The organism is Paenisporosarcina sp. TG-14 (assembly GCF_000297555.1).
GTDB lineage: Bacteria > Bacillota > Bacilli > Bacillales_A > Planococcaceae > Paenisporosarcina > Paenisporosarcina antarctica.
On record NZ_AMGD01000005.1, the window covers coordinates 1 to 15453 of the forward strand.

The 15453-nt window shown below is 35.5% G+C and carries 11 protein-coding genes and 1 riboswitch; of the genes, 4 read left to right on the top strand and 7 right to left on the bottom strand.

Annotated elements, in window-relative coordinates; translation table 11 throughout:
• Positions 1–33: 33 nt before the first annotated feature.
• Positions 34–1521, bottom strand: a complete 1488-nt coding sequence (locus C406_RS0101680; protein WP_017378852.1) for a peptide MFS transporter — start codon at positions 1519–1521, stop codon at positions 34–36.
• A 259-nt stretch (positions 1522–1780) separates the two neighbouring features.
• On the opposite strand from C406_RS0101680, the gene C406_RS0101685 reads away from it, so the two are divergent.
• Positions 1781–3499, top strand: coding sequence for an ABC transporter ATP-binding protein (locus tag C406_RS0101685; RefSeq protein WP_017378853.1), 1719 nt, complete (start codon positions 1781–1783; stop codon positions 3497–3499).
• Positions 3500–3549: 50 nt separating this feature from the next.
• Here the strand turns inward: C406_RS0101685 and hflX are convergent, their stop codons facing one another.
• The 3 genes from hflX to C406_RS20425 form a co-directional block, all read right to left on the bottom strand.
• A complete protein-coding gene (gene hflX, locus C406_RS0101690; protein WP_017378854.1) occupies positions 3550–4821 on the bottom strand; it encodes a GTPase HflX in 1272 nt (423 codons plus the stop codon).
• A gap of 142 nt (positions 4822–4963) precedes the next feature.
• Positions 4964–5653: a VOC family protein gene (locus tag C406_RS0101695; RefSeq protein ID WP_017378855.1), complete on the bottom strand. Its 690-nt coding sequence runs from the start codon at positions 5651–5653 to the stop codon at positions 4964–4966.
• Between the two features lie 48 nt (positions 5654–5701).
• Positions 5702–5914: a hypothetical protein gene (locus tag C406_RS20425; protein WP_155966677.1), complete on the bottom strand. Its 213-nt coding sequence runs from the start codon at positions 5912–5914 to the stop codon at positions 5702–5704.
• 128 nt (positions 5915–6042) lie between these two features.
• On the opposite strand from C406_RS20425, the gene C406_RS0101705 reads away from it, so the two are divergent.
• Positions 6043–7665, top strand: a complete 1623-nt coding sequence (locus C406_RS0101705) for a diguanylate cyclase (RefSeq protein ID WP_017378857.1) — start codon at positions 6043–6045, stop codon at positions 7663–7665.
• Positions 7666–7678: 13 nt separating this feature from the next.
• Positions 7679–8050, top strand: coding sequence for a response regulator (locus C406_RS0101710; RefSeq protein WP_017378858.1), 372 nt, complete (start codon positions 7679–7681; stop codon positions 8048–8050).
• A gap of 24 nt (positions 8051–8074) precedes the next feature.
• Here the strand turns inward: C406_RS0101710 and C406_RS19200 are convergent, their stop codons facing one another.
• The 3 genes from C406_RS19200 to C406_RS0101725 form a co-directional block, all read right to left on the bottom strand.
• Positions 8075–10480: a sensor histidine kinase gene (locus tag C406_RS19200; protein ID WP_017378859.1), complete on the bottom strand. Its 2406-nt coding sequence runs from the start codon at positions 10478–10480 to the stop codon at positions 8075–8077.
• 157 nt (positions 10481–10637) lie between these two features.
• A complete protein-coding gene (gene putP, locus C406_RS0101720) occupies positions 10638–12122 on the bottom strand; it encodes a sodium/proline symporter PutP (protein WP_017378860.1) in 1485 nt (494 codons plus the stop codon).
• A 150-nt stretch (positions 12123–12272) separates the two neighbouring features.
• A complete protein-coding gene (locus C406_RS0101725) occupies positions 12273–13907 on the bottom strand; it encodes an AMP-binding protein (RefSeq protein ID WP_017378861.1) in 1635 nt (544 codons plus the stop codon).
• A 159-nt stretch (positions 13908–14066) separates the two neighbouring features.
• A riboswitch (FMN riboswitch) is annotated at positions 14067–14211 on the top strand.
• Between the two features lie 612 nt (positions 14212–14823).
• On the opposite strand from C406_RS0101725, the gene ribE reads away from it, so the two are divergent.
• A complete protein-coding gene (gene ribE / locus C406_RS0101730) occupies positions 14824–15453 on the top strand; it encodes a riboflavin synthase (protein ID WP_017378862.1) in 630 nt (209 codons plus the stop codon).

Here is a 15453-nt window from a genome sequence, read left to right on the forward strand (position 1 = left end):
ATAATATTATCGGTAGGCTCTTCTCTGTTTTTATTAACGTATTCCACGCATAAGGTTTTCGATTTTTGATGCAAATAAATACAGCAATAAACCGATAACTAATGCAATACCCCCGATGACACCAAAATAGATGATCTCATTTTCAGGGCTGTACAATTTTACAACTTGAGCATTAATTGCTTGTGCAGAAGCATTTGTTAAGAACCACAAACTCATCGTTTGGGCAGCAAATGCACCTGGTGCTAGTTTTGTTGTTACTGATAAACCAACTGGAGAAAGAAGTAATTCACCAATTACAACTAGGAAGAAACTTAACACTAACCAGTATGGACTAACTAATGTTTCTGTTCCGTATAGGTAAGCTGGAATAATCATCACTAAGAATGACATACCTGCAAAGAATAAACCTAACGCAAATTTCTTCGGTGTAGATGGTTGTCTTTCAGCAAGACGTACCCAAAGCCATGCGAATACTGGCGCAATTGCAATAATGAATAGAGGGTTTAAAGATTGGAACCATGCTGGAGATATTGTCCAAGATCCAATCGTTAAGTCTGTTCGCTGGTCTGCATATTGAGCTAAAATGATGGCACCTTGTTCTGCTATTGCCCAAAATACCATAGCCGAGATAAATAGTGGGATATACGCAAGAACACGAGATTTCTCATCTGCATTTGTTTTGGCACTTCGGTACATCACGATAAAGTAAATCGTAGGAATCACAATACCTAAAATCGACACGATCATCGTAAAGACATTAATTGTCATAACTCCAGTTTGAATTAAAATAAAACCAATAATTAAAATGGCAACTAGAGCAATTGCCAAACGCCCGAAAATTTTCTTGCGTTCACTTTTGGCAATTGGGTTCGGCACATATGAACCAGCTAAACCAAGGTATTTCTTTTTGGTAATCATAAAGACGATTAATCCTAGTAACATACCAACTGCAGCAATTCCGAAGCCTAAATGGAAGTTATAGTTAAGACCAATTGTACCTACTATTAATGGTGCTATAAATGCACCCATGTTGATTCCCATGTAGAAAATACTGAAACCAGAGTCACGACGAATATCGTTATCTGAATACATTTCTCCGACAATACTTGAAATATTAGGTTTTAATAAACCTGTACCAATGATGATAAACGCCATCGATATGAACAGCGTATTAATGCCACCCGGTAACGACAAAGCAACGTGGCCTAACATAATTGCTATACCACCATAAAATACGGTTTTGGTCGTTCCTAGTAATCTGTCAGCAATCCATCCTCCGATAATCCCAGACATATATACAAGTGATCCGTATACCGCCATTATCGAGTTTGCCGTAGATTGTTCTAAACCAAGTCCGCCTTGATTTAGTTCATAGTACATATAGTAGAGCAAGATTGCGCGCATACCGTAGTATGAAAAGCGCTCCCAAAACTCTGTAAAGAATAAGCTTAATAAGCCTTTTGGATGTCCAAAGAATCCTTTTTGAGGAACGGACTTGACAATCTCTTCTCTTGTCGCCATATTTTTCACTTCTTTCTTTTAAATTTTAAGAAATACACATTCCTTTTTTATGTAGAATGTACAAAATATACTGATAATAAAGGTCTAATTGCTATATCAGTATAAAGACAACTTTAACAGTTTAACGTTCCATCTTTACATTGTCAAAAAACATTGGGAACTTGAAATACGTTAAAATCCTTCGAGTTTAGAAGTTTTTATGTCGTGTTTTGGATATTTCGGCTATAATTCTTATATCAAAACATCAAGGAGAAACTTAATGATAAAAAAATTCTTTTCGTATTATCGTCCACATAGACGATTGTTTATAATCGATTTCAGCAGTGCTATAATCGTGGCTATTTTAGAGTTGGCTTTCCCATTAGCTGTTCAATGGTTTATTGACACATTACTTCCAACTCGTGAATGGGATACGATTGTCACAGTTAGTGTCATCTTACTAGCCATTTATTTAATTAGTACCGTACTACAATATATTGTCAGTTACTTAGGACACAAGCTAGGTATTAATATAGAAACGGACATGCGTGAACAGCTCTTTACTCATGTACAGCGCCAATCTTTCCGTTTTTTTGACAATACCAAAACTGGCCATGTGATGAGCCGTATTACAAACGATTTATTTGATATTGGCGAGCTCGCCCACCATGGTCCTGAAGACTTCTTTATCGCAATCATGACGTTCATTGGTGCTTTTGTGATCATGTACAACATCAACCCTGAGCTCGCCATCATTGCGATTATTATGGTTCCATTCCTTACAGTACTTGTGGCATTTAGTAATATTAAAATGAATCGAGCATGGAAGAACATGTACATTAAAATTGCCGATGTAAATGGTCGAGTAGAAGACAGTGTTTCTGGTGCTCGTGTTGTTCAATCTTTCACAAATGAAGAGTTTGAAATTAATCGCTTTAAACATGACAATGGACAGTTCCGGTTAGCTAAACTGGTCGCCTACAAAGTAATGTCTGGAACACATTCCAGTATTTACATGATGACTCGTCTTATGACACTGGTCGTATTGGTTGTTGGCGCCTGGTTCACTATTAACGATAAATTAACGTATGGAGAGCTTGTTAGCTTTGTCTTATTTATAAATGTTTTAATTAAACCCGTCGATAAGATAAGTGCTCTACTTGAACTTTATCCAAAAGGTATGGCTGGCTTCAGACGATTCTTAGATTTAATTGAGCAAGATCCAGAAATCGTGGATCGAGAACACGCAAAAACGGTTGATCATTTAAACGGTGACATTTGGTTTAATGATGTGGACTTCGGTTATGATGAACACAAAAAAGTACTCTCAGGTATTAATCTCAAGGTGAAAGCTGGGGAAACAGTAGCCTTTGTTGGTCCTTCTGGTGCTGGTAAAACAACGATTTGTTCATTGATTCCACGGTTTTATGATGTAACAAAAGGATCAATCTCAATAGATGGACTAGATATTCGGGATATGACAAAGCATTCTTTACGATCTCAAATCGGGATTGTTCAACAAGACGTATTCTTGTTCACAGGAACGGTCCGTGAGAATATTGCATACGGTAAAAAAGGTGCAACAGATGGTGAAGTGCTAGAGGCTGCTCGAAAAGCTCATTTACAAGAATTCATTTCGGAACTTTCTGATGGATTTGATACACAAATTGGTGAACGAGGCTTGAAATTATCAGGTGGCCAAAAGCAACGTTTAGCAATCGCTCGTATGTTCTTAAAAAATCCACCCATTCTTATTTTGGATGAAGCGACTTCTGCTCTTGATACAGAAACCGAAAAAATTATTCAACAATCATTAGCAGAACTTGCTGAAAACCGGACAACGCTTATTATCGCTCACCGATTTGCAACAATTCGGGATGCTGACCGCGTCCTAGTTGTTACCAAAGACGGGATTGCAGAAGATGGTACGTATTCAGACTTAGTGAAAGCTGATGGTTTGTTTGCACGACTTCATAATATTCAGTACCAAGAAGTATAAAGAAAAGAAAAAAACGCATTTCCGAGATAAAAATCGGAAAATGCGTTTTCTTATTTTCCAAGCACGAATTCTTGGTAACGATCATAATCTGCTTGTTTTAATTCGACTTTTAATAATGTACCTTCCTCTTCATACTCAGAGGTTTGAACAGATGCTTGGTCATTTAAATAAGATACCACGTCCCCACGTTCATAGGGGATGAGCATTCGACATGTCTTATAGTCAGCAAAAATATGAGTGCGAATCAATTCGAGTAATTCGTCTAATCCAGCACCTTCTTTTGCAGAAATCCAGATGTTATTACCGCTAACATTCGGATAGTTCAAATCAGCTAAGTCAGATTTGTTGTATACCTCAACTGTCAGTACATTTTCAACCCCGACGGCTTGCAATGTTTCATTCGTAACATCCATCATATAGCGATATTCATCATTTGAAACATCTACAACATGAAGAAGTAGGTCAGCTTCGCGTGCTTCTTCCAATGTAGATCGGAATGCTTTTACTAAATGAGTTGGCAACTTACTTACGAACCCTACTGTATCAGTGAGCAAAAATTCTTTTTGGTCGGGCAAGCGAATTTGACGAACGGATGTCTCAAGCGTTGCGAATAACATATCTTTCTCAAACACTTGCTTGTCATCAATCTGTCCAGTTTTGGTAAGTAAGCGATTCATTATCGTCGATTTACCTGCATTTGTGTAGCCCACAATCGATACGACAGGAATTTCATTTTTCTTGCGTTGTTTTCTTTGTGTTTCTCGTTGATCTTTTACATGCTCTAAGTCTCGGCGAAGTTTTGCAATTTGGTCTTCAATCTTCCGACGATCGAGTTCTAGTTTAGTTTCACCAGCACCACGGTTCTGAAAACCACCACCAGCACCTCCTCCTTGTCGACCAAGAGATGCATTTAGTCCAACTAGTCGCGGTAACATATACTGAAGTTGCGCTAACTCCACTTGCATTTGTGCTTCTTTCGATCTTGCACGACGAGCAAAGATATCTAAAATCAACATTGTTCGGTCTATGACTTTACATGCAAGTGCCTCTTCTAAGTTCCGAATTTGAGAAGGGGATAATTCATCATTAAAAATAACTAGATTTGCATCTGCTTCTTCAAAGAATGCTTTTATTTCATCTATTTTCCCTTTTCCAACATAATGCGCATGATTCACTTTGTCTAAATTTTGAGTGACTTCCCCCACAACTTCTACGTTTAATGCATTTGCCAAGTTGTGTAATTCTTCTAAACCATACTCAAAGTGTTTATCTTTTTTTAAATTAACGCCCACTATGATAGCGCGTTCTAGTAATTCGTCCATATAGCAATTCCTCCTATAGTTTCAACCGAGAGATAATTGTATTATTGCTTATTTTTTCACAATTTAGATATATCTTTATTTTATCATAGTCATTGTAATGCAGACAAATTCAGTCGCGCGCCGGTATTCCTGAACCCATATATTATTCAATTGTACTAACAATAACATCAACTAAGCGTTCTTTTTCATTTGTTATTTCTTGAAATATCAGATTTGTATTCGGTAATTCCAATGAATTTTCCACTGCAGTTATATTTAATAAATTACTCCATTCTAATACGCATTGTCGTAAGTGTTTAACCTCTAGTACACAACTAGAAATGACACTTTTTTCATACTCTTCTTGAATGGATCCATCTTCTCTTAAACTTTGCATACGCTCTTGAAACGATTCTTCCCATTCAATAAAAAAAGGGTACGGCAATTCATCTGAAACTTCCTGCTCGATGAAAAGCATTTTCCATTTCCGAATAAATCCTGAAGATGTCTCACGTTCAGCATCTAACACACCAGAAGTTAGCCATCCTTCACTACATAATCTATCATTTAATTCACTTATATTATCAGTTCGAAAACAAATACTTCCCCATCCTTCTCCACTTTCTAAATCATGCAGTAAGAGTTTTGTAAGAGGATGATTTACTTGTTTTGCAACGTCCAAATTTTCCACAGATAAATATTCTATATAACTATTTTTTGTATAAGTTAATGCATTTACCGTTCCCCAATTTTTGTGACGCCCCCCGATTGAAGTGCCTTTGTGTTTTTGTACATTCTCTTTTGGAGATTGTTTACTAAAATACACAACATGATCAAGTTCTATCATAGCCATCATTCCTCTCCTCTTTATTATGAAGAGGAAACCTATAAGTCGCAAACGTTACAAATGGTTAATTAGCCATGTGAGCCCTTTGTGTTCACGTAAATCTCCTTCTGGAACCGTCTTATTCAAAATAATGATATCTAATTGTTGTGCATGTTGGTCTTGCCATAACCATATGAAAAGCGGCATTAATAAAACCAAAAGAAATAACATAAACCAACCTATAAATTTCATAAATGCCACCGTCTCTCTGTTACTAGATATTTTCATTTCACAATAATTCCAGACTGATTTCCTACTTAATTCTATCTATGTATCTAGATAAATAAAAAACACATCCGTAATTTTCCCTACACAAATATTTGTTATAATTAGGAGAAAGCCAATGATAATGGGGTGTGGTTCAAACGGGAACATCGTATAGCCAAATGTTAAAACAACGCGTGAAAGATACAGTTGTTTTATGGGAAAGCCAAGAACAACTTTCGAATAAAGATATGTTTCAATTTTTTCATAGTTTAAAAGGAACTGCCGGAACCGTTGGACTTCATGAATGGTCTGAAATAGCTGGAAAGTTACTCTATTTATTTGAGGAAACCAGTGAAGATCTAGTGTCTTCAAAATTAAGGAACACTGCATTACAAAAAATGAAAAACTTATTAATAGAGGACGAACAATTAGTAGCTCATTCAGAAGTAGTTAGTACTCTACTAGAAGAAAAGTATTTTGTTCTCATTATTGATAATGATATTGAGTTTGTTAGGCTTGTTAAAGACACGTTAGAAACAGAAAATATTGGGGTTTTAATTGCCCCTACAGCAAAAAAAGGGCTAGAAATGTTCTTTACATTGCAGCCGAATTTTGTGTTAATTGATTTATTATTACCTGATGACAATGGCTTTAATATACTAAAACAAATTTCCGCTCAAGCAAGACAACATTTTATTCCTTTGGCCATTACCAGCTCTAATAAAACAAAAGAAGCTGCTAAGGAGGCATATGAGCTTGGGGCAACAGATTTCATTGGTAAACCACTAGATATCGATATTTTTGTGCCATATGTAAACAATAGAATTCAAAACAAAGAAAAAATCTTACACTCTATTGCAACAGATGAATTAACTGGGGCATTTAACCGGAAACAATTAACAAGTAGCGCACCATATCATATACAAATGCACAAACAGCTTGGAAAACCCCTTTCCATCGCTATGCTCGATTTAGATAATTTCAAAAAAGTGAATGATACATATGGACATTTAGTCGGTGATGAAGTGTTAAAAGAATTCGCTAAAGCTATTCAAAACGAATGTGATCAAAATGAAATTTTATTTAGATATGGTGGAGAAGAATTCACTATATTATTTTTGAATAAAACAGCTGATGAAGCTGATAAAAGAGTTAACCTTTTCCGTAAAGCTATTTCAGCGAAATACTTTTCTAGTACTGCTAATCCATTTAAAATGACCTTTTCGGTCGGAATCTCATGTTTACACAACAACCAAACTCATATTAAACAGTTGTTAGAGGAAGCTGACTACGCACTCTACCAATCTAAACATAGTGGCAGAAATTGCACGACCTTGTTTACAGAAGAAAAAGTACCTATGATTCATAAACGCTCACTTAATATTTTTATTATTGACGATGATCCAATTGTTGGAACTTTGTTAGTCTCTCAGTTTTTAAATTGGCACCATCCTCGATTCGAGATCATCGTAACAGCAATAAACGATGGCAGAGAATTTGTAGGCTCCAATTGGTACCATGAGGGACAAGATCATATTTTATTATTAGATAGCTTAATGCCTAGCATGTCCGGAATTGAAGTGCTTGATCATGTACGCACCAACTATCCTTCAAAAAATGTGTTAATCTCTATGCTATCAGCCCAAAAAGAAGAAGAGAAGATTTTGCAAGCACTCCATCTTGGAGCGGATGATTATTTATTAAAGCCCTTTCATACGAAAGAAGTTATCTTGCGCATTCAACGTTTAGCTGAACGATTATTCTTATCATGAGGGAGTTTGTGAAATGGACAACAGGAAAAAAATATTAGTATGTGATGATGACGAGATTATCCGAATGTTGTTAGCAGACTCTTTAGAAAATGAAGAGTGGATTGTGGAAGAAGCTGTTGATGGCAAAGAAGCTTTAGACAAGTTAATAAATCAGCATTACGACTTAGCCGTAATTGATTACATGATGCCTTATTTCACGGGGATCGAAGTAGTCGAAAAATTGCCTTTACATGTAAAACAAAATCTACCTATCATTATGCTCACAGCTAAGTCACAAAAAGAAGATAAACAATTAGCAACAGCTGTTGGTGTGACTCACTTTGTACAAAAGCCGTTTAGCCCAGCATATTTATATGAACTTATTAGTACAACTTTCACAAATTAAAATGGCCACAAAATGTGGCCATTTTTATATATGCTGTGGAAAAAATAAGTGTACGGTCGTTTCTTCACCTTTAATAGAGGTAATCCAAATTTGTCCTTTGTGGTATTCTACAATTTCTTTTACTATTGACAAACCAAGTCCAGTTCCTCCAACTTTTCGCGTTTCACTATTATCAATTCGATGAAATTTTTGAAAAAGTTTTGGTATTTCATCAGCATGAATGCCAAGTCCATAATCTTGTATAGTGATTTTTAATCCACTATCTTTATTAACCAAACGAATATTTACAACTTCTTTACCAGGAGAAAATTTGATTGCATTACCCAGTAAGTTGATGAAAACCTGTTTAATACGATCAACATCTGCGATTAACATACTGTGAAAAGCTTGATTATCAATATTGATTTCGTGATTATTTTGGTATTCATAGTTCCCTATAATTTCAGGAAGTAAAGACGCTATATCAACTTCAGTGAAGTGATACATAAGTTTGCCGCTCTCCATTCGCTGAACATCCAAAAAATCATCGACTAGACTAGATAATCTTTTTGATTCTTTATATATTGTTTCTATATATCTTTGTTTCCGATCATTTGTCGTTTTCTTGTTCAATAATAACTCTGAAAATCCTAATATACTAGACAACGGCGTACGAAGTTCATGACTGACAGTACTGATTAGTTCAGTTTTCATTTGATCAATTTCATATTCTTTCGTAATATCTCGATTAACAAAAATCGTACTCGTTTTTGTCCCATCTGAAAAAATACAGGCTGAGTAAAGATTAATAATTTTAGTACCTTTTCGTTTAAATGTGTATTGAATTCGTCTAATGTCTGTGAAATCTTCCTTTATAGCTTGTTCAAAAAAACCAATAATTTCATCTGGATTGTCAGCAAATTTTTGGTGAAGGGAAATCCATTTAGAAAACGGTGTACCTTTTGGATAATGACTTTCTCCAGAAAGAAGATCATATAAGGATTGATTGTACTGAAGTAATTCTCCCTGTTGTCCAACTAAGAAAATTCCTTCTTGAATCGTTTTCACAATTCCTTCATTTAAGTTACGCTCATATTGATTATTTTCATATAGTCGAATTCGTTCTAGTGACAAACTAACTCGATTTAGCAATGCTTCAATATCGGTAATTTCTTCAGTTGTAAACAACCTTCCTATTCGTGCACAGGAGAAGACTGCAATTAGTCCGCCTTTTTCCTCTTTTATGCCCACAAATAAATCATTTACTAAAGTACCTTTTGGTGCCAATCCTAGCTCAATATCGCCTTCTCGAATAATAGAAAATGAATCTTCAATATGTAGTCTTTCCATCACATAGTTATAACGATCTTCCATAAATCTCCGATCAAACTCTTCCGTAATTCCCTGTGAAGAACTTTCAAGCGTTTCTAAAAGCCATAAAAGACTAATATTTAAATCGAATTTTTCATGTAAATATTCACGAACAATTACCACTAACTCTTGTCGATTGAGAGAGAATGTTAAGCTATGATTAAGTTGATTCATCACTTCTAAACGATTTTTTGCATTTTTAACTTCTAGTAGTGAATTCTCAAGTAACTTTTGTTTTGACTGCACTTCACCTTGTTTCATTATTAGTTCATCATTTTGAGCCTGCATATCTGATTCATTTTCATGGATTGTCTTCATTAATGATATTAATGAGAAATTTAATGCACCCAATTCATCAGTTCTTACGGTGTTAGGTAAATTAATTTCACCAGTGTTTGCAAAAAAATCTGTTCCTTGTTTCATCACTTCAAGAGGTTTCACAATACGATTCAGTGTTTGAAAAAACGTAATAAGTAAAATAATAAACAATAATATGGCGACAAATATTGTTATGTTAATCTTCGTTTGGAAGTCGTCATTAATTTGTTGAGAAATCAAATCACGAGAATTAGTCGTTTTTTGATGAAATTCATCTGTGTAAGCAATAAATTCATTAACCTCATTATTTATTCCGCTCTTGGAGAGGGCTCGCAAACCTATATAGTCATTAGCCTGAACCAAAGCGATGGCATTTGGCAATGAGGACGTTTCAAACGTCACTAAGAAATCTGTAAGTCCAACTAGCAAATCATCTTCTTCTTTAGATAGTTTATATTGAGTTAATAAGGCCAATGTATTTTTCGTCTCCGTTAATTCATCGTAAACAAGACTTAATTCAACCTCATTTTGAAACGCATAATAGCCTCGTGACCGAAAAAACACATTATTTAATGATTCTTTTAATTCATTAATCAAAACATCCTTTTTTTTCAACGCTTCCCCTTGTTCGGTAAACTCTTGTTGATTTTTTTCAAGCCAATACACAGAACAGGCTCCTAAAATTATTAAAAACAAACCAATCATCAATACAATGACTAAATACTTTTTACGTATGCTATCTTGGATGTTCAGAACGTTCACCTCTTGTACCTCTACATTTTACTTACACCATACTTTATGATCTAAATAATTGCATTCATCTATGTAATAATTTTTGAGTTTATTAAAGATATTTATTTCTTCATAAGAAAATTTTGCACAAAAAAATCCCACAACTTTTGAGTTGTGGGATTAATCTTTATTTTTCTTGGTCTAATAGCTTCATCGTTTCATCGAATTCACGTTCGATTTCTGTATTCTTACGGTACGTAAAGATACTCACAACAACAGCAAATAATAGACACAATATGAAACCTGGAACAATTTCAAACATTAGTCCTTTTAAATAGTCATTATTACCCCATATAATAACGGTAATTGTACCAATGACCATCCCAGATAATGCGCCCCATGTCGTTAATTTTCTCCAGAATAGAGATAATAAAATTACTGGGCCAAATGCAGCACCAAATCCTGCCCAAGCATATGAAACTAAATCTAAAATTGATTTATTTTGCTCCCAAGCTATGAACATCGCTACTAGAGAGACAAGTAGAACGGCAATACGACCCAATGTAACATATTGTTTGTCCGTTGCTTGTTTTTTCACAACAATTTTGTATAAATCTTCAACTAACGCTGATGAAGTTACGATTAATTGAGATGATATTGTACTCATAACAGCGGCTAAAACAGCGGCCAACATAATACCTGCAACAAAAGGATGGAACATAATTTGTCCTAATGCAATAAATACAGCCTCTGGATTGCTTAAAGATTGACTAGGATTTTGTTGGAAGTAAGCAATACCAATTAAAGCAGTTGCAATAGCACCAAGTAAACTTATTGCCATCCAACCAATCCCAATACGACGAGCTTGTTTTGTTTCTTTAACTGATCTAATTGCCATAAAGCGTACAATAATATGTGGCTGACCAAAGTATCCTAGGCCCCAAGCAACTGCTGAGAGAACACCTAATACAGATGCGCCTTCAACTAAACTTAAAAGTCCTGGATCTACTGCGCGGATACTTTCAGATGCTCCTTCAATTCCTCCTACCGCAAATATACCGATAACTGGCACCAATATTAACGCTAGGAACATGATAATCCCTTGAAGAAAATCTGTGTAACTTACAGCTAAGAATCCACCAAATAGTGTATACGCAATTACAACTGCAGAAACGATTAGCAAACCTACATGGTAATCAAGTCCAAATGAACTTTTAAAGAACACTCCACCTGCTACCATTCCCGAAGATACATAGAACGTAAAGAATATTAGAATGATGATTCCAGACACGATGCGTATTAGACGTGTTGTGTCTTTCAATCGATTTTCTAAATAACTCGGAATCGTAATTGAGTCATTTGAAACTTGAGAGTACGCACGTAAACGTGGGGCTACAAACAACCAGTTTAAGTAGGCACCGACTGTTAAACCTATCGCAATCCAAGCCTCTACTAAACCAGATACATAAATAGCACCTGGTAGACCCATTAATAGCCAACCTGACATATCTGAAGCACCAGCACTAAGTGCAGTTACGCCAGGACCTAATGAACGTCCTCCTAACATGTAATCTGTTAAGTTCGACGTTTTTCTGAAAGAATAGTAGCCAATCAATAGCATAGCAGCCATGTAAATAATTATAGCAATTAGTTGATAAACATAATCCGTCAAATAAATTCCTCCTTTGAGAATATTATGATTTCTATCTAATCATAACATGCTTATAGAAGAACCACGAGTACATATTTTTAGTGAAATCAAATAAACCTTATAATTACCAATGCTTTGCAGGTTACTCTATTTCCCGGGAAATATGTCGAATTATGCAGGTTGAATTGTTTCTTTCGATAATTCACGCAGTAAATATTTTTGAATTTTACCCGAAGCTGTCATCGGATATGCATCAGTAAATTGAATATAGCGTGGTATTTTATGACGAGAAATTTTTCCTTTACAGTATTCACGTATTTCTTCTGCATCAATAGTTAAACCATCTTTAGTAATAATCCAAGCCATTAATTCTTCACCATACTTTGGATCAGGTACACCTACTACCTGGACATCTTGAATGCTTGGGTGTTGATATAGGAATTCTTCGATTTCACGAGGATAGACATTTTCTCCTCCTCGAATTACCATATCTTTAATTCTTCCAGTAATTTCGATGTATCCTTCACTATCTAAAATTGCAATATCTCCAGTGTGAAGCCATCCTTCATGATCAATGGCTGCTCTAGTTGCTTCTTCGTTTTTATAATAGCCTTTCATAACGTGATAACCTCTTGTACACAATTCTCCAGGCATTCCCGTTGGTAATTCTTCATTGGTTGCTGGATCAATAATTTTCACTTCAACATATGGATGTGGTTTCCCAACAGTTGCTACTCGTTTTTCAATTTCATCATCAGATTTCGTTTGAGTAATAACAGGGGAAGATTCAGTTTGTCCATAACATATAGTTATTTCGCTTGCTCCCATATCGTCAATTACTTCTTTCATTACCTCAATTGGACAAGGAGACCCTGCCATAATTCCTGTGCGTAGTGATGATGTATCGTATTGTTTATAGTCCGGATGATTTAATTCCGCAATAAACATGGTTGGTACTCCGTGAAGTCCAGTACACTTTTCGTCTTGGACAGCTTGTAAAACACGTTTAGCATCAAATTGTTCCACTAATACCATTGTGGATCCATGAGTAACTGCAGCTAACGTCCCTAATACACAACCAAAACAATGAAAGAAAGGCACAGGAATACATAAGCGATCGACTTCAGTTAATTTCATAAAATCACCTATGATTTGCGCATTATTTACAATGTTCATATGCGTCAACATGACACCTTTAGGAAAACCAGTGGTACCAGAAGTGTATTGAATATTAATGACATCATCAAAGTGCAGCGAGTTAAGTCTTTCGTCAAGCTCTTTATCACTAATAGTTGTTGCATATGATTCAAACTCACTCCACGTAAAAATGCCAGGGTAGTTTTTCTCACCCATGACAATAACACGCTTGAAATGCGGTAAATTTTCACTGTCAATATTGCCTTTTACTGATGTTTTTAATTCAGGGCATACTGCATTAATTATATCTATATAGGAAGTACCTTTAAATTCTTCACCCAAAATAAGCGTCGTTGCATCCGATTGTGTTAACAAATATTCAAGTTCTCTTTCTTGATAATTTGTATTAACCGTTACAAGAACTGCGCCCATTTTGCCGGTTGCAAATTGACTCAGCAACCATTCTCGTTTGTTGTCTGACCAAATGGCAACATGCTCGCCTTTAGCAATCCCCATCCCCATGAAAGCCTTTGCTAAATGATCAGTTTCTTCATCAAATTCCTCATATGTTTTACGAATCTGATGTTCTGGATATACGTACGCTTCAGTAGTAGGATATTTTTTTGCTATTTCCCTAACAACCGCTCCCACCGTTTGCTCTTTTAACATGATACATTCCTTCCCCCTTCGTAAACATTCGTGAATAAGTTTATGTTATCACAAAATTCAAGTAATTTGTAAAGATTATCTACCAAAGTAATCCAATAAGTAATTGAATTTATCATTTGTTGTACAATGTGATATTATAAGAAAGACAAATAGTAACTTTATATTCTTCGGGGCAAGGTGAAATTCCTTACCGGCGGTGAGCAAATGAAAATTTGTAAGTCCGTGACCCGGTACTTGAAAAAGTAGCGGTGGAGTTGGTGCAAATCCAACACCGACAGTATAGTCTGGATGGGAGAAGAATATAGAGAAGTACATTTGTTATGCTTGCGCAACGCTTCTTTTCGATTTGAGGGACCTCTTATTTACTAGCATCATATTTAATCGCTAGTACATCTCTTACTGATTAAACTTTCGATACTAAAGTAACTTAGATACCCTATTACGAATCTATGCCTCTATCTTATAGGTATACTTCTTAAAGGTATCGAAGTTAACGGTCTCATTGGAAATTCGAAAAGAAGCGAAGTAACTTACTCGAGCATTTTGCAAAAACATTACACTTCAAATGCCTTTTGTCACATTATCCTACATCGAAAACTGACGATAGCAACTGGCTACCTTCTTATAGAAACACGAGAAGATGTTATTATACTGAGTCATGTTTAGATGTTCTTTTAGTAGGCGTTGACAAGGTACTTCTGAATCATCCTTTCCTCACCACCCGTTTGCCCCATGGTGGAAAAAAACCCAACAACTATTTTTCAGATTCATATTTACAGTACACAAATATTTATACGCTTAACAAAATATATAACAAGTCTTTATTTATTCATTAAATAGAGCAAATCACAAATTACCTAAACTTTAAGACTTCGATTTTCAAATTGATGCTCTTTTCAGGAGGGAGGTTGTTTACTTGTTCACGGGTATCATTGAAGAAATAGGTTCAGTTACTTCTATTCAAAGAAAACCACATGCACTAGAAATGACTATACGAGCAAAAATGATTTTAGATGACGTCAAAAGAGGCGATAGTATCTCGGTTAACGGTGTTTGTTTAACTGTCTCTTCTTTCACGAAAGAAACGTTTGTCGTCGACGTTATTCCAGAAACGTTTAAATCAACCACATTGGCCGATTTAACATCTAAGTCTCATGTTAATTTGGAACGAGCAATGGCGGCTAATGGTCGTTTCGGAGGACACTTTGTCAATGGGCACGTCGATGGAATTGGTGTTATTCGTTCCATTAAAAAAGAGACCAATGCCATTACCAAAAAGATTGAATTAGACCCTAGCCTTATGAAATACATGATGATAAAAGGCTCTGTTGCAATTGATGGAACATCTCTTACCGTTTTTCATGTAGATCGAACATCAATTTCCGTTTCCTTGATTCCAACAACAAAAAGTGATTCAATACTTGGAGACAAAGGCATTGGGGACAAAGTAAATATTGAGTGTGACATGCTTGCGAAATATACAGAACTCATTCAGACATCTAAATCGAATATGTCAAAAGATTGGCTACAAGAACACGGTTTCTAA